The 20,176-nt window shown below is 60.8% G+C and carries 17 protein-coding genes; 7 read left to right on the top strand and 10 right to left on the bottom strand.

The annotated features are described in order from the left end of the window. Positions 1 to 550: 550 nt before the first annotated feature. The 6 genes from QUE41_RS20665 to QUE41_RS20640 all read left to right on the top strand — a co-directional run bounded on the left by QUE41_RS20665 (position 551) and on the right by QUE41_RS20640 (position 6,893). Entirely contained in the window at positions 551 to 2,755 is a 2,205-nt protein-coding gene (locus QUE41_RS20665) for a molybdopterin-containing oxidoreductase family protein (protein ID WP_286342988.1), read from the top strand. A gap of 10 nt (positions 2,756 to 2,765) precedes the next feature. After that, on the top strand, positions 2,766 to 3,314 hold the full coding sequence (locus QUE41_RS20660; RefSeq protein WP_028107974.1) for a 4Fe-4S dicluster domain-containing protein: 549 nt from the start codon (positions 2,766 to 2,768) through the stop codon (positions 3,312 to 3,314). Then, the gene (locus tag QUE41_RS20655) at positions 3,311 to 3,904 is read left to right on the top strand and encodes a TorD/DmsD family molecular chaperone (protein WP_286340835.1); all 594 of its coding nucleotides are present in this window, start codon (positions 3,311 to 3,313) and stop codon (positions 3,902 to 3,904) included. Before QUE41_RS20660 ends, QUE41_RS20655 begins: the two co-directional genes overlap by 4 nt. Before the next feature lie 58 nt (positions 3,905 to 3,962). Continuing rightward, a complete protein-coding gene (locus tag QUE41_RS20650; RefSeq protein ID WP_286340834.1) occupies positions 3,963 to 4,925 on the top strand; it encodes a formate dehydrogenase subunit gamma in 963 nt (320 codons plus the stop codon). 134 nt (positions 4,926 to 5,059) lie between these two features. Next, positions 5,060 to 6,118, top strand: a complete 1,059-nt coding sequence (locus QUE41_RS20645; RefSeq protein WP_286340833.1) for a porin — start codon at positions 5,060 to 5,062, stop codon at positions 6,116 to 6,118. Positions 6,119 to 6,272: 154 nt separating this feature from the next. Next, positions 6,273 to 6,893 carry a cupin domain-containing protein gene (locus QUE41_RS20640; protein WP_286340832.1) on the top strand — a complete coding sequence of 207 codons (621 nt, stop codon included), beginning with the start codon at positions 6,273 to 6,275 and terminating at the stop codon, positions 6,891 to 6,893. A 158-nt stretch (positions 6,894 to 7,051) separates the two neighbouring features. On the opposite strand, the gene QUE41_RS20635 is transcribed toward QUE41_RS20640, so the two are convergent. From QUE41_RS20635 to QUE41_RS20590, 10 genes are all read right to left on the bottom strand, one after another. Continuing rightward, a complete protein-coding gene (locus QUE41_RS20635; protein ID WP_286340831.1) occupies positions 7,052 to 7,573 on the bottom strand; it encodes a prepilin-type N-terminal cleavage/methylation domain-containing protein in 522 nt (173 codons plus the stop codon). Positions 7,574 to 7,635: 62 nt separating this feature from the next. Beyond that, positions 7,636 to 8,328 carry a hypothetical protein gene (locus QUE41_RS20630; protein ID WP_286340830.1) on the bottom strand — a complete coding sequence of 231 codons (693 nt, stop codon included), beginning with the start codon at positions 8,326 to 8,328 and terminating at the stop codon, positions 7,636 to 7,638. 56 nt (positions 8,329 to 8,384) lie between these two features. Continuing rightward, positions 8,385 to 9,575 carry a 2-methylaconitate cis-trans isomerase PrpF gene (gene prpF / locus QUE41_RS20625; protein WP_286340829.1) on the bottom strand — a complete coding sequence of 397 codons (1,191 nt, stop codon included), beginning with the start codon at positions 9,573 to 9,575 and terminating at the stop codon, positions 8,385 to 8,387. A 58-nt stretch (positions 9,576 to 9,633) separates the two neighbouring features. After that, positions 9,634 to 12,246, bottom strand: a complete 2,613-nt coding sequence (gene acnD, locus QUE41_RS20620) for a Fe/S-dependent 2-methylisocitrate dehydratase AcnD (RefSeq protein ID WP_286340828.1) — start codon at positions 12,244 to 12,246, stop codon at positions 9,634 to 9,636. 62 nt (positions 12,247 to 12,308) lie between these two features. Next, positions 12,309 to 13,433 carry a bifunctional 2-methylcitrate synthase/citrate synthase gene (gene prpC / locus QUE41_RS20615; RefSeq protein ID WP_286340827.1) on the bottom strand — a complete coding sequence of 375 codons (1,125 nt, stop codon included), beginning with the start codon at positions 13,431 to 13,433 and terminating at the stop codon, positions 12,309 to 12,311. A 44-nt stretch (positions 13,434 to 13,477) separates the two neighbouring features. Beyond that, on the bottom strand, positions 13,478 to 14,362 hold the full coding sequence (prpB, locus tag QUE41_RS20610; RefSeq protein WP_286340826.1) for a methylisocitrate lyase: 885 nt from the start codon (positions 14,360 to 14,362) through the stop codon (positions 13,478 to 13,480). Next, positions 14,359 to 15,033 carry a GntR family transcriptional regulator gene (locus QUE41_RS20605; RefSeq protein WP_286340825.1) on the bottom strand — a complete coding sequence of 225 codons (675 nt, stop codon included), beginning with the start codon at positions 15,031 to 15,033 and terminating at the stop codon, positions 14,359 to 14,361. The genes prpB and QUE41_RS20605 overlap by 4 nt, the downstream gene beginning before the upstream one ends. A 284-nt stretch (positions 15,034 to 15,317) precedes the next feature. Beyond that, positions 15,318 to 16,256: a 1-acylglycerol-3-phosphate O-acyltransferase, YihG family gene (gene yihG / locus QUE41_RS20600; protein ID WP_286340824.1), complete on the bottom strand. Its 939-nt coding sequence runs from the start codon at positions 16,254 to 16,256 to the stop codon at positions 15,318 to 15,320. A gap of 3 nt (positions 16,257 to 16,259) precedes the next feature. Beyond that, positions 16,260 to 17,147, bottom strand: coding sequence for a 1-acylglycerol-3-phosphate O-acyltransferase, YihG family (gene yihG / locus QUE41_RS20595; protein WP_286340823.1), 888 nt, complete (start codon positions 17,145 to 17,147; stop codon positions 16,260 to 16,262). 101 nt (positions 17,148 to 17,248) lie between these two features. After that, positions 17,249 to 18,769: a YifB family Mg chelatase-like AAA ATPase gene (locus tag QUE41_RS20590; RefSeq protein WP_286340822.1), complete on the bottom strand. Its 1,521-nt coding sequence runs from the start codon at positions 18,767 to 18,769 to the stop codon at positions 17,249 to 17,251. A gap of 408 nt (positions 18,770 to 19,177) precedes the next feature. On the opposite strand from QUE41_RS20590, the gene ilvC reads away from it, so the two are divergent. Continuing rightward, positions 19,178 to 20,176 (top strand): ketol-acid reductoisomerase, encoded by a 999-nt coding sequence (ilvC, locus tag QUE41_RS20585; RefSeq protein WP_286340821.1) that lies wholly within the window; start codon positions 19,178 to 19,180, stop codon positions 20,174 to 20,176.

Below are 20,176 nucleotides of genomic sequence, written 5' to 3'. Positions count from 1 at the left end.
CAATTGGGCAGGTGAAATATTGAGAGCCCAAGTATTAGCCTAGGTTGATATAGGGCTTTGACCAAGAAAAACCCCGATAACTGACAATGAGTTGTCAGTTATCAAGCTCCTTGAGGCATCAGCAGGATGGTGACTCGGGGGGTGGTTTCAGGGTGCTGTGTCAGGCGACAACTCCCAACAGGGGGACGCGCCACAGGCCTGGACCCTGACGTACTGGTAAGGCATGGAGAGTCTGGAAGAGCTGTGTGGGTTTTGCATTGGTGCACTCACTGGCTCGGAAAGGGATTTAACTTGATTTTCCAGTACAACATTTAAATCGTTTACCTGTTGCGTGTTTGATATTTAACTGAAATTAAAAAGTTGGTGCAAATAAGGCCTGGCGGTGGGACTCATCTCTCTCATTCCCTGCTAAAGCATGACCCTCAGTTGTCCTAAAGCAATGTTGTTTTGCCCCGGGCCGTCTTTTTAATCAGTTTTTATCAAGTGTTAAATAACAAGCTGACGATGATTTGATCTTGCATAAAAAGTTAAAAAGGTTGGTAGTAAGATGATGAAACTCGATAGACGTAAGTTCCTGAAAGGAGTCGGTGCTACATCGGTTTTTACCTCCTTGTCTGGACTGGCCCCTGGTGTGGCCAATGCGAAACAGCCTGGCTCTCACAACAGCCTGCTGGACAAGCGTAATGGTGAAGTGAAGTATCACACCTGTGCCCGTAACTGTGCAGACCGCTGTCTGCTCAAGTTCCGCGTACAGAATGGTCGTATGACCTACGTAAGTGGTGCGGAAGAGCAGGAAAAGACCGGTACTTCCCCCTGTGTGAAGGGCCACACCTACGTACAGTACACCTATGCCGCAGACCGCATTCTGCACCCCATGAAGCGCGTGGGTAAGAAAGGCGAAGGCAAGTGGAAGCGCATTACCTGGGATGAGGCTTACGCCGAAATCTCCACCCGTCTGAAGCAGGTGATCGCCGAGCACGGTCCAGAAGCGGTACTGCCCTACTCCTACTCCGGTCACGAAGGCATGATCGGCAAGTACGGCGGTCCATGTCGTTTCTTCCACAAGCTGGGCTCTTCTCAGCTGGATCGTCTGGTGTGTGTATTCGCCGCCTACGAGGGCCTGAAGTCCGTCACCGGTACCTGGCGTGGTCCGGATCCAGAGGACAACCCTCTGACCGACTGTTACATCGCCTGGGGTCAGAACGAAACCGCCACCAACGTACACGGCATCAAGTACATCCACCGTGCCATGGACAACGGTGCCAAGCTGCTGGTGGTGAACCCCATCCGTACTCCTATCGCTTCTCAGGCGGACATCTGGCTGCAGCCCAAGCCGTCTACCGATACCCACCTGGCGGCCGGTATCATGAAGTACCTGGTGGAGAAGGATCTGGTCGATCACGACTTCATCAAGAAGAACACCCTGGGTTACGACGAGCTGGTGGCTCGCCTGGACGAGATCAGCTACGACGAAGTGGAGCAGATCACCGGTGTGCCTCGCGAGAAGATGTTCGAGTTTGCCAAGGTGTACGGCGAGTCTCCCAAGTCCGTACTGCGCCTGGGTTACGGCATGCAGCGTAACTTCAACGGTGCCCGTATGTCCCGTGCCATCGCCATGATGCACGCCATCACCGGTAACTTCGGTGAGATCGGTAACGGCTTCGTCTATGACAACGTTCAGGCCGATGACGGCATGAACTACGCCAAGGGTACTGCGTCCCACCTGCGGACCAACTACAAGACCGCTCAGCACATCAACATGACTGAGATCGCCAAGGCGATTCACCCCACCAACCCCACCGCGTACGGCAAGCCCAGCAAGCCTATCCACGCGCTGATCAACTACAACGGTAACTTCGTTGCGGTTGCCCCGGATTCGAACGCCTGTCGCCTCGGTGCCATGCGTGACGATCTGTTCCTGGTGGTGCATGACTTCATCATGACCGATACCGCCGAGCTGGCTGACATCATCGTGCCTGCCGCGACTCAGTTTGAATCTGACGATTACTGCCCGGACTACAACTGCTACTACCAGCAGATCTGTGAGAAGGTGATTGAGCCTGTGGGCGAGTCCAAGGACAACTGGACCTTCTTCAAAGAGCTGGCTCAGCACATGGGCTACGACGATCCCGAGTTCAAGGTGGATCACGAGCAGATCCTGCGCGACTTCCTGGACACCGATGATTACGCCTATGAAGGCATCACCTACGAAAAGATCGCCAAAGAGAAGTTCGTTAAGGTGAACGTGCCTAAGCCATTCTTCGGCGACGGCAAGTACTTCACCGAGTCCGGCAAGATTGAACTCTACTCCGACTACATGAAGAAGGCTGGCTTCGATCCAGTGATCGACCTGGGTCTGCCAGAGGATGAGATGATTCCTGAAGAGCGGGATCTGCCTTTCCGGCTGCTGTCCCCTGCGATCCCGCAGCGTGCCAACAGCTCCTTCTACAACGTGAAGTACATCCGTAACTTCCCGGCTTACTTCGCCAAGATCAGCCCGGTTGATGCTGAGAAATACGGCATCAAGAACAACGACCGGATCCGTTTGAACAACCATCGTGGTGAGGCCTACTTCGTAGCCCAGGTCACCAGCCAGGTTGTCCCCGGAACCATCATGGCGCCCAAGAACAACTGGCGTCGTATGGACCCTCAGGGCCTCGACAGCTGTACCAACAACCTGACCACCGACAAGTTGACCGATATGGGCGGTTGCTCTGCCTATCACTCAACCCGTGTAGGCCTGAGCAAGGCGTAAGGAGTAACCGATGGAAAACAAACATCAACGTGGATTTGTCTTCAGACAAGAGAACTGTGTGGGTTGTGGCGCCTGTACCATTGCCTGCCAGATTCACAACGAACTGCCTGAAAACGTGCGTTTCCGTAAAGTGGACCGCTACGAAGTGCAGAAGGGCGACGGCATCGTCGACGTATGGCTGAGCCACTCCTGCATGCATTGCGGCAACCCCGCCTGTCTGATGGTCTGCCCCGCCAAGGCCTACACCGTGCGTCACGACGGTCTGGTGGTGTTGGATCGCGAGAAGTGCACCGGCTGTGGCCTGTGTGTCTCTGCCTGCCCCTACGACGCGGTGGCCATGGTGGACACCGACGGCAAAGCGGCCAAGTGCAACATGTGCATCGAGCTGATTGACCAGGGCAAGAACCCCGCCTGTGTCGATGGTTGCCCGGTACAGTGCCTGAAGTCTGACAACGTCAACCAGGTGCTGGATCAGAAAGCCTCTGCCAGCAAGCAGGGTGTGGGCTACGGTGACTGCGTAACCAAGCCAAACATGGTGATTATTAAGGAGCGGGCATGATGAACGGCGAGTTTGGTCCCATTGCTTCGGCGTATCACGCCTTCAAGGGCATGGTGTTTGAACCCTCCAGCACGGAGTCCCTCGAGCGCCTGATTGCTTACCTCGAAGCCGGTGAGAACAACGATGCGTTGTTATCCGAGGCGCGCCGCCATCTGCAGGCGCCCATGGAGTTGGAGTGTGACTTCAACCGGATGTGTATCGGACCGACTCGCCTGCTGGTGCCACCCTATGAGTCCGTTCACCGCGCCAGCGGTCGGCAGATCAACACCGACGAGACCGTGGCCGTGGCTGATTTCTATCAGCACATCGGCCTGGTGATCGACGAGAAGTTGAGTGAGCCGGCGGATTACATCGGCAATGAGCTGGAGTTCCTCTACTGCCTGGAGGCTCTGGCCCATGAGCACCAAAAACAGGGTAACGACGACACCGTCGCCGAGCTTAAGGCGCTGGCCGGGGAGTTCCTCGACAAGCACCTGGGCACCTGGTACCAGGCCTTCACCGACGGCATGTGTGAGCACGCCGAGCTGGAGTTCTGGCGCCTGTACGCGACGGCTCTGAGTGAGTTCCTGTCATCCCGAATAACTCATTAATTTCCGGGGACGGATGTCCCCGCCTGTAAGGCGCCGGTTTGGCTCCTAAGGATATGAGATGAAACGTTTTATTGCTTTACTTCAGATGGTGCTGGTGGCGGCGTTTGCCGGCCAGGCCGTGGCCGCAGAGAAGGCCGAGCTGCAACCTCAGCAGTGGCAACCCATTCAGGAAGTGACCATCCCCGGTGACATTCCTGAGCTGCGCGGCATGCCTGTGTCTCCCGACCTGCCCGTGGTGAACACCGCCGTCAATGAAGGCTACCTGCAGACCCTGTCCCCCGCTTCCTACTGGGCGGACATTCTGACCTACTCCTTCTTCGGCATGATCGCCCTGCTGACTCTGTTCGTGATGATCAACGGCAAGTCCAAGCTGCACGGCGGCTTCTCCGGCAAAAAAGTGGATCGTTGGAGCGGCATGGACATCTTCGTCCACTGGCTGGGCGGCATCGCCTGTCTGTTCCTGATCATCACCGGCCTGATCATGGGCGCCGGTCGCTTCCTGCTGGAACCCAACATGGGCGTCAGCCACTGGGTCGGCGTGATCAACACCTCCGTGTCCCTGCACGACATGATGGCCTGGCCCTTCATCATCGGTTGGGCGGTGATGGTCCTGAAGTGGCTGCCCAAGCAGCTGCCTGAGTCCTGCGACGCGGCCTGGTTTGCCAAGGCCGGTGGTTACCTGAACTTCGGTCCCTTCAAGGGCCAGCACCCCGACGCGGGCTTTGCCAACGCCGGTGAGAAGCTGTGGTTCTGGACCTTCGCCATCTGCGGCGCCCTGATTGTGGGTTCCGGTCTGGTGATGATGTTCCCCACCCTGGTTGAGACCAAAGACGGCGCCAACCTGAGCCTGGTGCTGCACCTGGTGAGCGCGGCCATCATCGGCGCCTTCGCTGTGGTGCACATCTTCATGGCCACCGTTATGTCCGAAGGTGGTATGGAGTGCATGGTTACCGGTAAGTGCGACGAGAACTGGGCCAAGCAACACCACAACCTGTGGTTCAAGCAGGTAAGCAAGTCCTAACTTGATGCCGGGGGCGCCAGCGTCCCCGGCCTCTCCCGGCCCCATCCGGGGCCGATTCATTGAATCCGTGCCGTTCACCTCTCCCCGCGAGCAGGTGCGGCCCCGTAGTACCTAACGGAATGAGAATTACGACAATGAACACCAAGATGACTCTGATTGCCGGCGCCGTTGCCGCCCTGTCTTTCAATGCCCTGGCCGCCGACTCCCTGGAAGAGCAGGTGCGCGTCCTGTCTGAGCGCGTCCAGCAGCTGGAGCAGCAGGGCCCCCAGGTCGCCGAAGGCACCACCTTCAACCTGTACGGCAGCCTGCGCCCCACCTTCAACTACCTGGACCTGGATGGTGAGAAAAAGTGGGACGTGCGTGACGCCCTGTCCCGGGTGGGCATCAAGGCCACCACCGAACTGAGCAATGGCTGGGTAGCCATCGCCCAGGGTGAGTGGAGCGTCGACATCTCCAACAACGGTGACTTCGGCAAGGCCCGCCAGGCCTACGTGGCGCTGTCCACCCCTTACGGCCAGCTGGGCGTGGGTAAGCAGCGTCCTGCCCAGTACACCCTGGTGGCCGAGTACGTGGACATCTTCAACCACGCCAACAGCCCCTACGCCTATGACGCGGAGAGCCCCTTCTTCGTCGACAACTTCGTCACCTACAAGCTGCAGCACCAGGGTGTCACCCTGATGGCCGGCGCTCAGATCAGTGGCGACAAGGGTGACGACAACGCCGATCTGGTGAACCTGGGTCTGGGTTACGACCTGGATGGCCTGCACCTGGGTCTGGGTTACGTCGCCGCGGATCGCCTGGATGACAGCAACCAGGTGATCGGTGACGACAAGACTCTGGGCGGCGTGGTGGCGTACAGCTTCGACAACGGCCTCTATCTGGCGGCTGCTTACCAGGACAAGGACTACAACCTGGACGGCGGTGCCGATCGCAGTGGCAGCACCATAGATACCGCCCTGGCCTACCCCTTCGCCGACGACTACAAGGTGAAGCTGGGCTACTTCAAGTTTGAAGACGGCAAGAAAGTGGCCAGTGGCGACTACGATGGCTACAACACCACCCTGGAGTGGCAGCCTGCCGGAAACCTGCGTCTGCACGTTGAGTACCTGGTGAAGGACTTCGACAACGCCGACAAGGACACCTCCATTGCCGTGGGCATGCGTTACGACTTCGACCTCGGCTGGAACTTCTGAGCCCATCCGCTCACCCTTGGGAAGGCCTGCTGCCCCGGCAGGCCCTCTCTTTTTTAACATCCTTGCGTTTCAGGCAGCCTCCGGGCTGCCTTTTTTGATCCCTGGGCGTCCCGGGACGATACTTAGAGGATCGGTCAGTGCAAAGGAGAGAGGGATGCAGCCCCTGAACATGGCCTTCGACAAACCCCTGGTGATCGATACCCAGGCCCTGACCTGGCAGGCCTCCCCCGCCCCCGGAGTCTGGCGAAAACGCCTGGAGTGCGTCGCGGAAGAGCGTGGCCATGTCACCAGCCTGGTGCGCTATGACCCGGGCAGCGCCTTTCCCAATCACGGTCACCCGGCCGGCGAAGAGTTGCTGGTTCTGGAGGGGGTGTTCAGCGACGAAAGCGGCCACTTCGGCGCGGGCAGCTACCTGAGAAATCCGCCAGGCAGTGGCCACGCTCCGGCCAGCGAGCCGGGCTGTGTGCTGCTGGTGAAACTCTGCCAGTTTGCCGACGATGACGGCCAGTCTCTGGTGATTCCCGGCCTCTTTGGTGCCCCGTCCCGGGAGTTGCACCGCCATGGGTCAGAGCGGGTCAGCTGGTTCAGGCTGAATCCCGGCGAGGGGCTGCCGGCTCAGCCCTTCTCCTGTGAGTTTTTCCTGGTGGATGGCCTGTTGGAGGCGCCGGGCCATCGTCTCTCCAGAGGCCACTGGTGCCGCTTCCCCGCCGGGTTGTGTCCGCCGCTGCGTGCGGAAGCTCCCAGCCTGGTGTGGCTCAAGGCCGGGCATTTTTAGTTGGCTTCTGATGTCAGCTAAAGGCGATGAAGTTCAGATGAGCAGATACACTGCTGCACCAAACAGAGTACCTGCGATAAACATAATGAACTTGGTGTTTTTCATCTTCTATTCCTTAAGTTGACTGCACACATTCCTGTCAGTGTTCGATGGAGGAATCAGCAGCCGCTCAGCTGCAGTTCATAGGTGGGGGCGGCCTTGGGGTCATCCTGACTGCAGCTGCCTGGGTTGGTGGTGCCATAGGCTTGGCGATACATGAAGTAGCACTGGCTGGCCTTGATGTTGCCGGTGCCGAAGCCGAAGTAGACCTTGTCGACCCCTTCATACTCGAATCCCAGAGCCTCATCACTGTAATCCAGCCGCTTGGCCACGTCGGTATTGTCCAGATAGCCGCATTTGAGCCGGGTCTCATAGGTGCCGTCACCATCCACATCCACATCGGTGAGATCGCCCCGGCCGGACACGGCACGAACCCGGTAGCTGGGCAGCTTGGAGAACAGGTAGAGTTGAGTGTTGGCCCCGCGCACTGCGGCCTGAAACTGAGTCAGGACCGCCCCTTTGGCGTCACTGCTCAGGTTGATGAAGCGGGGAACAGCCGCAGCGGCCATCACAGCCAGAAGCACCAACACCAGGGTCAGTTCTATCAGGGTAAAGCCTTGAGGCGAGGGTCTGGATGTCACCGACTTCATTCCACAACTGGTTGAAAAATAGAGGCCAATTTTGAATCAGTTTGAGAATGGCTTCAAGGGTGTGCCTCGTCAGCCTGAGATCCAGATCGGCCTGTGGATTCGTCAGTGGCCAGGTATCGGTACAACCCGAGCAGGATCACCTTGGTCAGGGCGCTGGTGATGGCCAGCACCGCCAGTGGCCAGCCGCTTTGCCAGCCCATGGCGGTCACCAGCAGCAGGGTGGAGAGATCCATGGCCAGGATCCACTGGCTCATGCGTATATTGATGGCACCGGTTCTCTTTTCCCGCCACATCAACAAGATCTGATGGCCGTACCCTTGGGCCAGCATCAGGCTGATTCCCAGGATCAATACTGTGGCCAGCCAGCGGCCGCTGTCCTGAAGCTGAGGGCCCAGGGTGGCCACCGCCAGGCCGAGTCCCAGAGACAGCAGTGCCAGGGTGCAGACACCTTTGGCCGCCCGCCCCCGCTCCCTGGCCATCTGCAGCAGTATTCCCAGTACCAGCAGGGCGGCCGCCAGCCTGGGCCACACCAGGTAGTGGTTGATGGGGGTGACTGACAGGCCGTAGAGGAAGAAGGACCAATAGGCGAAGTAGCTGACGCTGAACTGATTCAAAGAGAGCAGGTCGGTGGCGGTTTCGCCCCTGGCGCGGCGCTGCAATACGGTGCGCAGCTGGGCCCAGATGCCGTAAAGGCTGGCGACGATCATCAGGCTGTTGAGGCCACCGGCCATATCGAGAAAGGTCATTGAGGCTCCAAAAAAAGGCCCGGCGATTGCCGGGCTGAAGTTGGGAAGGAAAGGGGTTACAGGGTGTCGCCGGGAACTCTGACCCAGCCCTCCATCAGCACCCGGGCGCTGCGGCTCATGATGGCGGAGTCCACCCGCCACTGGCCATTCTGCTGGCTGGCCTGGGCACCCACCTTGAGGGTGCCCGAGGGGTGGCCGAAGCGCACGAAGCTGCGCTCGCCGCCACCGGCGGCCAGGTTCACCAGGGTGCCCGGGATGGCGGCGGCGGTGCCGATGGCCACGGCGGCGGTGCCCATCATGGCGTGGTGCAGCTTGCCCATGGACAGGGCCCGCACATTGAGGTCGATGCTGTCGGCGTCAATCCCCTTGCCGCTGGAGGCGGTGTAGCTTTTCGGTGGGGCGACGAAGGCGATCTTCGGGGTGTGCTGGCGGCTGGCCGCTTCGCCCACCTCCTTGATCAGCCCCATCTTGACGGCACCTATGGCACGCAGCGCCTCGAAGCGTTCCAGGGCGGCGGGATCGGCGTTGATCGCCTCCTGCAGTTCGGTGCCGTCGTAACCCAGGGCCTCGGCGTTGAAGAACAGGGTAGGGATGCCGGCGTTGATCAGGGTCGCTTCCAGTTTGCCTCCGGGGACCAGGGACTCGGGCACCTCCAGGGTATCCACCAAATTGCCGGTGGGGAACATGGCGCCGTCGCCGTCGGCGGGATCCAGGAAGCTGACCTCCACCTCGGCGGCGGGGAAGGTGACCCCATCCAGCTCAAAGTCGCCAGTCTCCTGCACCTGACCGTCGGTGATGGGCACCTGGGCGATGATGGTCTTGTGGATGTTGGCCTGCCAGATCCGCACCGTGGCAATGCCGTTGTCGGGAATGCGGCTCGGGTCCACCAGGCCATTGCTGATGGCAAAGGCGCCTACCGCGGCGGTGAGGTTGCCACAGTTGCCACTCCAGTCGATAAAGGGCTTGTCGATGGCCACCTGGCCGAACAGGTAGTCCACATCGTGGCCCGGCTGGGTGCTGCTGGCCAGAATCACCGTCTTACTGGTGCTGGAGGTGGCGCCGCCCATGCCATCGGTGTGTTTACCGTAAGGGTCCGGGCTGCCGATCACCCTCAGCAGCAGGGCGTCCCGGGCCGGTCCCGGTTGCTGGGCGGCTTCCGGCAGATCGCTGAGGCTGAAGAACACCCCCTTGCTGGTGCCGCCGCGCATGTAGGTGGCGGGGATTTTGATTTGCGGTGGAAACGCCATGGTTTCTCCTTTTACCGGGGCGCGGCAGGCCACGCCCCATGGCTTGTTCTGATTGGGTCTAGCCGGCCGCTTCCGAGGCCAGGAAGTCCTTGGCGAAACGTTGCAGTACGCCACCCGCCTCATAGACGGAGACCTCTTCGGCGGTATCCAGGCGACAGATCACCGGCACTTCCAGGGTGTTGCCGTCGGCTCGGTGGATCAGCAGTGCCAGGGTCGCCCCCGGGGTGCGCTGGCCGATGACGTCGTAGGTCTCGCTGCCATCCAGCCCCAGGGTCAGTCGGGTGGTGCCCGGTTTGAACTCCAGGGGCAGCACGCCCATGCCCACCAGGTTGGTGCGGTGGATGCGTTCGAAACCCTCGGCGACGATCGCCTCGACCCCGGCCAGGCGGACCCCTTTGGCGGCCCAGTCACGGCTGGAACCCTGACCGTAGTCGGCGCCGGCGACGATGATCAGTGGCTGTTTGCGATCCATGTAGGTTTCAATGGCTTCCCACATGCGGGTGACCTGACCCTCAGGCTCGATGCGAGCCAGGGATCCCTGACGGATCTCACCCTGCTCATCCCGCACCATCTCATTGAGCAGCTTGGGGTTGGCGAAGGTAGCTCGCTGGGCGGTGAGGTGATCGCCCCTGTGGGTGGCGTAGGAGTTGAAGTCCTCCTCCGGCAGGCCCATCTTCGCCAGGTACTCGCCGGCGGCAGAGCTGGCCAGGATGGCGTTGGAGGGGGAGAGGTGGTCGGTGGTGATGTTGTCACCCAGCACCGCCAGGGGGCGCATCCCTTTGAGGCTGCGCTCGCCCGCCAGGGCACCCTCCCAGTAGGGGGGGCGGCGGATGTAGGTGCTCATGGGGCGCCAGTCGTACAGAGGGTCGTTGTCCTCACCATAGTCGACGCTGAGATCGAACATGGGCTCGTACACCTGGCGGAACTGCTCCGGCTTCACATGTTGGCCGACGATGGCGTCGATCTCCTCGTCCGAGGGCCAGAGATCCTTGAGGGTTACCGGATTGCCCTGGGGGTCATGGCCCAGCACATCCTGTTCGATGTCGAACCGCACGGTGCCGGCGATGGCGTAGGCCACCACCAGGGGTGGCGAGGCCAGGAACGCCTGCTTGGCGTAGGGGTGGATGCGGCCATCGAAGTTGCGGTTGCCGGACAGCACGGCGGTGGCGTACAGGTCGCGGTCGATGATCTCCTGCTGAATCACCGGGTCCAGGGCGCCACTCATGCCGTTACAGGTGGTGCAGGCGAAGGCGACGATGCCAAAGCCCAGCTTTTCCAGCTCAGGCAGCAGTCCCGCCTCCTCCAGGTAGAGCTGAGCCACCTTGGAGCCTGGGGCGAAGGAGGATTTCACCCAGGGTTTGCGCACCAGTCCCAGCTCGTTGGCCTTCTTGGCCACCAGGCCGGCGGCCACCACGTTCCTGGGGTTGGAGGTGTTGGTGCAGCTGGTGATGGCGGCGATGATCACCGCGCCGTCGGGCATCTTGCCGTCGGCTTCCTGGGCCTGGGCCGCAGCCAGGTCGGTGGCGATGCCGCGCTCGGCCAGATCGGCCGTGGGCAGTCGGCGATGGGGGTTGGAGGGGCCGGCCATGTTGCGGCAGACGCTGGACAGGTCGAACTCAAGCACCCGCTCATAGTCGGCATCGCGCAGGTCATCGGCCCACAGCCCGGTGGTCTTGGCGTATTGCTCCACCAGTTTCACCTGATCCGGATCCCGGCCGGTGAGGGTCAGGTAGTCCAGAGTCTGCTGGTCGATGTAGAACATGCCGGCGGTGGCGCCGAACTCCGGGGTCATGTTGGAGATGGTGGCGCGGTCGCCGATGGTGAGATCCGCGGCGCCGTCGCCGAAGAACTCCAGGTAGGCGGAGACCACCCGCTGCTGGCGCAGGAACTCGGTGATCGCCAGCACGATGTCGGTGGCGGTGATCCCAGGCTGACGCTTGCCGGTCAGGCGCACGCCGACGATCTCCGGCAGGCGCATCATGGAGGCGCGCCCCAGCATCACGTTTTCCGCTTCCAGGCCACCGACGCCGATGGCGATCACCCCGAGGGCATCCACATGGGGAGTGTGGCTGTCGGTGCCGACACAGGTGTCGGGGAAGGCGACGCCGTCCCTGGACTGAATGACCGGGGACATCTTCTCCAGGTTGATCTGATGCATGATGCCGTTACCGGCGGGGATCACGTCCACGTTCTTGAAGGCGGTCTTGGTCCACTCGATAAAGTGGAATCTGTCCTCGTTGCGGCGATCCTCGATGGCGCGGTTCTTCTCAAACGCGTCCGGATCGAAGCCAGCGTGTTCCACCGCCAGTGAGTGGTCGACGATCAGCTGGGTGGGCACCACAGGGTTGACCTTGGCGGGGTCGCCGCCCTGATCGGCAATGGCGTCACGCAGGCCGGCCAGATCCACCAGGGCGGTCTGGCCCAGGATGTCGTGGCACACCACCCGAGCCGGGTACCAGGGGAAGTCCAGGTCGCGTTTGCGGTGGATGATCTGCCCCAGGGCGTCGTCTAGCGTGGCCGGGTCGCAGCGGCGTACCAGCTGCTCGGCCAGCACCCTGGAGGTGTAGGGCAGGGTGGCGTAGCTGCCCGGAACGATGGCCTCTACCGCGGCTTTGGTGTCGAAGTAATCGAGGCCGGTGCCGGGCAGGGGTTTGCGGAATTCTGTGTTCATAGTCTCTACCCAAAGAGTGAAATCCGGGCCGCCGGACGGCGGCCCACTGGGCTGGGGGCGGCTTAGCGCTGGCTCAGCTCGGGTACACTGCGAGGCTCTTCGCCTGTGTAGTCCGCGCTCGGGCGGATGATGCGGTTGTTGGCCCGCTGTTCCATCACGTGGGCGGCCCAGCCGGTCAGGCGGGAGCAGACGAAGATGGGGGTGAACAGCTTGGTGGGGATCCCCATGAAGTGATAGGCGGAGGCGTGGAAGAAGTCGGCGTTACAGAACAGCTTCTTCTCCTGCCACATCAGATCTTCACAGGCCACAGACACCCGGTAGAGACGGTCGTCGCCGTACTCTTCCGCCAGCTTGGCAGACCAGCCCTTGATGATGGCGTTCCTGGGGTCGGACTCCCGGTAGATGGCGTGGCCGAAGCCCATGATCTTCTCTTTGTTGACCAGCTTCTGCTTGAGGATATTGATGGCGTCCTGCTCATCCTTCATATCCTCGATAAGCTCCATGGCCGCCTCGTTGGCACCGCCATGCAGGGGGCCACGCAGGGAGCCGATGGCACCGGTGACGCAGGAGTGCATGTCGGACAGGGTGGAGGCACACACCCGGGCGGTGAAGGTGGAGGCGTTGAACTCGTGCTCGGCGTAGAGGATCAGCGAGACGTCCATCACCTTGGCATGCAGTTCGCTGGGGGCCTTGCCGTGCAGCAGACGCAGGAAGTGGGCACCGATCTGCTCATCTTCGGTCTCGGTGACGATGCGCACGCCGTCGTGGCTGTAGCGGTACCAGTAACAGATGATGGAGGGGAAGGCCGCCAACAGACGATCGGCCATCTCACCCTGCTGGTCGAAGCTGTCTTCGGTTTCCAGGTTGCCCAGCATGGAGCAGCCGGTGCGCATGACGTCCATGGGATGGGCGTCGGCGGGGATCTGCTCCAGCACGGTTTTCAGAGGTTGAGGCAGGCCGCGCAAATTCTTCAGCTTCTCGCGGTAGGCGGTCAGCTCCTGGGCGTTGGGCAGGTGCCCCTTGAGCAGCAGATGGGCCACCTCTTCGAAGCTGACTTTGTCCGCCAGTTCGGCGATGTCGTAGCCGCGGTAGGTGAGTCCGGTGCCGGACTTGCCAACGGTACAGAGGGCGGTTTCACCGGCGCTTTGGCCGCGGAGGCCGGCGCCTCCAAGTGCTTTATCTACCATGATTCTTTCCTTCTCTCCTGAAGTTGCTCTTTGGACTGGATGGGTTACGCCTTGCTGTCGGCGAACAGCTGATCCAGTTTCTGCTCGTAGTCGTGATAGCCGAGGAATTTGTACAGGTCCATGCGGGTCTGCATGTTCTCAACCTGGCTGCGCTGATGACCGTCGGTCTTAAGCGCCTCATAGACGTTGAGGGCGGCGGCATTGGCGGCGCGGAAGGCGGACAGAGGGTAGAGCACCATGTCGGCGCCGGCCTCGAACAGCTCCTCTTTGCCAAACAGTTCGGTCTTACCAAACTCGGTCATGTTGGCCAGGATCGGCGCCTTCACCTGGGCCTTGAACTGACGGTAGTGATCCAGCTCGGTCAGGGCTTCGGCGAAGATCATGTCGGCTCCGGCCTCCAGGTAGGCCTGAGCCCGCTCGATGCCGCTCTCCAGTCCCTCGACCGCCACCGCGTCGGTACGGGCCATGATGACGAAGCTGTCGTCACGGCGGGCATCCACCGCCGCTTTGATGCGGTCGCACATCTCCTCCACGCTCACCACCGCCTTGTTGGGGCGGTGACCACAGCGCTTCTGGGCCACCTGGTCTTCCATGTGCACTGCGGCCACGCCGGCACGCTCGAACTCGCGGATGGTGCGGGCGATGTTGAAGGCGCCGCCCCAGCCGGTGTCGATGTCCACCAGCAGGGGCAGATCGGTGGCGGCGGTGATGCGACTGGCGTCGATCACCACGTCGTTCATGGAGGTCATGCCCAGATCCGGCAGGCCAAAGGAGGCGTTGGCCACCCCGGCACCGGAGAGGTACAGGGCCTGATGGCCGCTCTGTTCGGCCATCAGGGCCATGTAGGCGTTGATGGTGCCGACAATCTGCAGCGGCTTGGCGTTGGCTACGGCGTCGCGAAAACGCTGGCCCGGGGTTGGGATGGTCATCCTGAAATCTCCTCCATTTGGTTTCTCAGTACCCGCTCTGTGTTGGCGCGGCCAGACTCGATGTGGCGGCGCATCAGCAGGGCGGCAAGCTCACCATCGCCGTCGGCGATGGCGTCCAGAATTCGTCGGTGTTGGGCCAGGGCTTCCATGGGACGGCGACCACTGCTGCACTGGTTGCGGTACATCTGCAGCAGGTGGTAAAGGTCGTCGGTCAGGGTGTGGATCAGGGTCTGGTTGCCACTGGCGTGAATGATGCCCAGGTGAAAGTCGATGTCGTCAAACAGGGCGTAGTCGCCGCTCTGATCGGTGAACACCTTTTCTTGGCGTTTGAGCAGCAGCTGCAACTGGGCCAGCTGGCTGGCGCTGATGCGGCTGGCGGCCAGGCGGCAGGCCATGGCTTCAAGTTCGGCCCGAACTTGGTAGAGGTCTCCCAGCTCTTCCGGGGTCAGTTGGGCGACCCTGGCACCGATGTGGGGCGCCTTAACCACCAGGCGGCGCCGTTCCAGTTTCTGCAGGGCTTCCCGCAGAGGGCCGCGGCTGACGCCGTAGCGTGCGGCCAGCTCCTGTTCATTGATCTTGCTGCCGGCAGAGATCTCGCCCTGGACTATGGCCACTTGCAGCTTGTGAGCCAGCTGGTCTGCCAGGGTCAGTTGACGTTGGGATTCGGCCATGATCAAAAAAGCACCAAGTGAGACATGGGTCACAGCTTGGGCGCATTTCGATCGATTGTCAACAATGTGTTAACTTAGACGTTAGTGTAATCTGAGTGGCGTTCAGCGGGGCTTGTGCATTTAAATCATTGATTGTGTTGTGTTTATTTTGTTATTGAATCAGGGTGAAAATGCTGATGATAAATATTTATCTGCGTCTTATTGTCAACAACTCGAGGCGTTGTCGACAATGCCTCAGGATCAAAAAAGGCCCCCAAAGGAGCCTTTTTTTGTTGAACTGAGAGTCACTTTGACGCCAGTGTCCGGTAAAACCCCTGGGCGGTGGCATGCTCCTGCAGCAGCTGCTCAATCTTGTGGTCCTTCTCCTGCCACAGCTCGTTGAGCCAGCGCTGAAACTCGACCCGATACTCCTTATCCCTGTCGTAATCCCCTTGGGGGACTTCGGACATGGGGATGACCCGGACGTCGACGGCGATGGTTTCCAGCTCACCGCCGAGCAGGGAGGCCATGATTTTATCCCGGGCGCCGGGGTAGACGATGGTCAGGTCCACCACATGGCGGAACTGATCCCCCAGGGTGGCCATGGCGAAGGCGATGCCTCCGGCCTTGGGTTTCAGCAGATAGCGGTAGGGGCTGCGCTGGCGCTTGTGTTTCTCCGGAGTGAGCCGCGAACCCTCGATAAAGTTGATCACTGAGGTGGGCATATCCCGGAACTTGGCGCACGCCTTGCGGGTGGTCTCGATATCCTTCCCCTTGAGTTTGGGGTTTTTGGCTACCTGGGATTTGGAGTAGCGGCGCATAAAGGGCATGTCCAGGGCCCAGCAGGCTATGCCCATCAGGGGAATGTAGATCAGCTGATGCTTGAGGAAGAACTTGAGCATGGGGATCTTGTCCCGCAGCACGATGGAGACCACGAAGATATCGGCCCAGCTCATATGGTTGGAGAGCACCAGGTACCAGCCACGGGTGCTGAGTCGCTCATCCAGGCCGGTGATGTCCCAACGGGTGCGGGTGGTCAGGCCGAAGATGGCGTGGTTGAGCACCACCCAGTATCTCATGCAGCCGTTGGCCATGGCGGTCAGTTTGAGCCGCACCACCTTGATGGGCAGCACCAGCTTGAACAGCGCCAGCATCAGGATCAGGGTGCTCCAGAGTGCGATGTTCAACGCCGCCAGGGTGGCGTTTAGCAAAAACAGCACGGGGCTGGGAAGAAAATTCAACATAGTCTATCGGTGTTCATCGTTACTGCAGTCGGACAATTGCCGCTGCTTCTCATGCCACAGGCCATTGAGCCACTGTTGGAACTCGGCCCTCTGCTCCGGGGAGTCGTAGCCGATGGCGTGGAGCTCCTCCAGAGAGCGTTGGTCCACGCTGACCCGGATCTCCGGGACCCGGCCGCAGAGGTAATCCCAGAAGCTGGGGGCGCCATTCGGGTAGTAGATGGTGACATCCAGCATCCGCTGTAACTTGGGTCCCATGGCGTCTAGGGTAAAGGCTAAACCCCCTGCCTTTGGTCTGAGCAGTTGCGAAAAGGGGGAATTTTGCCTGTCCCGCTTGGCCTCTGTAAAGCGGGTGCCCTCGACGAAATTCATGATGGTGACCGGTGAAGTCTTGTACTTTTCGCAGGCTTTTTTTGTTGTTTCAATGTCTTTTCCCTTCATATGCGGGTTCTTCTTCAGGTACTGGGAGGAGAAGCGGCGCATAAAGGGAAAATCCAGTGCCCACCAGCACAGGCCGATGACCGGCACGAAGATCAGCTCCCACTTGAGGAAGAACTTGATGAAGGGGATGCGGCGGTTGAACAGGCGTTGCAGCACCAGGATATCTACCCAGGACTGGTGGTTGGAGATCACCATATACCACTGGCTGGGGGAGAGGTCCGGCAGGGAGTGCACCACCATCCGGCTGCCGCTGAGCACCGCCTGATTGAGGTTGTTGATGCTGATCCAGGCGGTGGCACATTGGTCGGCGGCCCAGCTGCAGGCGCGCTTCAGTGAGGTGATGGGCAGCAGTTTCAGCAATCCCAGGCCGAAGACCACGGGAAACCAGAACAGGGTGTTGATGACGTAGCCGGAAAAGGCCAACAGTCCGCGTAAAGTGTTCAACAGATCCATCCGTGACGCAGGCTAAACTTGGGGATATGTTAAACAGCTCTGACCAGTGTCTCAAGGCGGATCTGCCTTTGTCTCAAGGCGGATCTGCCTTTGTCTCTGTACTACTCCAGCCTCAGCTGCGCCATCAGCTTGTCCATGGCCCTGAAGCCAAAGGCCTTGGCCACGTGGGATCGGGTCACCCAATCCTGCTGCTGAAGATCCGCCAGGGTGCGGCTGACCCGCAATATGCGATGAAAGGCCCGAGCTGAGAGCCTAAGCCGGTTGAGCCCCTGCTCGGCGAAGGCGGCGGCATCCTGCTCTATCTTGGCTTCGCTGCCCAATGCCGACGGGGAAAGCCGGGCATTGAGGGTCCCCTGGCGAGCCATGGCACGCTCCCGCGCTGCCAACACCTGGGCCCTGGCCTCCTCTGTGGTCAGGCCCTGAGGCTGATGCTGGCGGGTCAGCTCCCCTGGCGGGAGCCTTGCCACCTCTACCGTCAGATCGAATCGGTCCAGGAAGGGGCCGGAGAGCCGCCCCAGGTAGCGGCGGATCTGGTCCGGGGTAGAGCGGCTTTGGGGGCCGGTTTCGCCGCAGGGGCTGGGGTTCATCGCCGCCACCAGTTGAAACTGGGCTGGGTAGCGCAGTTTGGCGGCGGCCCGGGAGATCACCACCTCGCCAGATTCCAGTGGCTCCCTCAGGCTGTCCAGTACGGTGCGGGGAAACTCGGGCAGCTCATCAAGAAACAGCACGCCGTGGTGTGCCAGGGAGATCTCTCCGGGTTTGGGCAGGCTGCCGCCTCCCACCAGGGAGACCGCCGAGCTGGAGTGGTGGGGGGCACGAAACGGCCGGTGAAGCAGCTGGGCCGGTGACCGGGACAGCCCGGCGACTGAGTGGATGGCCGCCACTTCCAGGGCGCTGGCCACCTGCAACTGGGGCAGCAGATCGCACAGGCGGCTGGCCAGCATGGTCTTGCCTGTGCCAGGGGGTCCCATCAGCAATAGATTGTGACCGCCGCTGGCGGCGATCATCAGCGCCAGTTTGCCCTGTTGCTGGCCGATCACTTCGCTGAGATCCTGATCCCGGTGCCGCATGTCGGGCTGAGACAAAGTCTGCTGTATGGGATCCAGAGGTTCCTGGCCGGTCAGGGCAGCCACCAGCAGCGGCAGGCTGGGGGCCGTCAGGGCATCCAGGTCAGGCACCAGGGACAGTTCGGCACTGCCCTGGGTGGGGACCACCATCTGCCGCCCCGTTGCCTTGGCGGCCAGGGCGGCGGGCAGCAGTCCGGAGCAGGGCCTTATCTCGCCAGATAGAGACAGTTCGCCGAAAAACTCCCGATTTTTAAGGCATGTTCCAGGAAGTTGGCCCGTGGCGCACAGGATCCCCAGGGCGATGGCCAGGTCGAAACGCCCCCCCTGTTTGGGCAGCTCTGCCGGGGCCAGGTTGACCGTCACCCGACGGGCGGGAAACTGAAAGCCGCAACTGCTCAGGGCGGCGCGCACCCGCTCCCTGGATTCCCTCACCGAGGCTTCCGGCAATCCCACCAGGGTGACGCTGGGCAGGCCACCGCTGATGTGCACCTCCACCCGGATCAGCGGGGCGTCCATCCCCAGTTCCGCGCGGGTAAAAACTTGAGCCAACGCCATAAATTGCCTCCTTGCAACTGCGTGGTTACCCTCCATTTTAGCGCCTTCTCAGAGAACACTGTGTTTGTAATATTTGGTTACATTTCTCTTTTTCTCACAAATGGAAAATTTTCTTTGCATCGTTAATTTGGGTGTGCTAATTCTAAATAAGCTTAAATTTCGACCTGTCCGCAAAACGCCTTTGCGGGGGTCACCAACAAGAGAAAAAGACGTAGGAATCGAACCGATGATGCCTGTAACCCTGAACCTAGTCCTAGTCGTGGTCCTGACCGTGGTGATTATTATCACCGGCGGGGGAACGCGTTTGGTTCAGGCACAATCAGCCTAGACGTCAACCAAACAGCCACCCCCCGCACCGAAAGGTCCGGGGGGTTTTTTTTACCCTGTAGTCCACGGAGAGAAGCAACCATGACCCAGATGTATCACCAAGCTGACGCCAACCCGAGTTTATTGCAAGGCAAGACCGTCGCTGTCCTCGGCTATGGCAGCCAGGGCCGCGGCCAGTCCCTGAACCTGCGCGACAGCGGAGTGAATGTAGTCATCGGCCTGCGCCCTGGCGGTGCCAGCTGGAAGCAGGCGGAAGAGGAGGGCTGGCAGCCCGTTCCCTTCGCCGAAGCGGTACGCGACGCCGACGTTGTTATGGTGCTGATCCCCGATATGGCCCAGGCGGACTGCTACAAGGAGCACATCGAGCCCAACATCAAAGAGGGCGCCATGCTGATGTTCAGCCACGGCCTGAACGTTCACTACGGCATGATCGAACCCGCCGCCAACATCGACGTGACCATGGTGGCCCCCAAGGGACCGGGTTACCTGGTTCGTACCGAGTATGAGAAGGGCGCCGGTGTTCCCTGCTTGATGGCGGTGCACCAGGATGCCACCGGCTATGCCCACGCCAAGGCCCTGGCTTACGCCGATGCCATCGGCGGCACCCGTGGCGGTGTACTGACCACCAACTTCAAGGAGGAGACCGAGACCGATCTCTTCGGTGAGCAGGCGGTGCTGTGTGGTGGCGCGGTGGCCATGGTGCGCAAGGGTTGGGAGACCCTGGTTGAGGCGGGTTACCAGCCTGAGCTGGCCTACTTCGAGTGTCTGCACGAGCTGAAGCTGATTGTTGACCTGCTGTACGAGGGCGGCATCTCCCGCATGCACGAGTTTGTTTCCGACACGGCGGCTTACGGCGCCCTGACCCGTGGTGACCGCATCGTCGATGACCGCGCCAAGGAGACCATGAAGCAGGTGTTGGCTGAGATTCAGTCCGGCGAATTCACCCGTCAGTGGGTGGAAGAGTACAAGGCTGGCAGCACCAACTACCGAGCCGCCCAGAAGGCGGAGTGTGAGCACCCAATCGAGAAGGTTGGTGCCGAACTGCGCAGCCGCATGAGCTGGTTGAACCGAGGGGAGTAA

Origin of the sequence: Ferrimonas sp. YFM (assembly GCF_030296015.1) — a bacterium.
In the GTDB taxonomy this organism is placed as follows: domain Bacteria; phylum Pseudomonadota; class Gammaproteobacteria; order Enterobacterales; family Shewanellaceae; genus Ferrimonas.
Note: the sequence above shows the minus strand (reverse complement) of the source record. Positions and strands in the feature narration are given on the sequence as shown.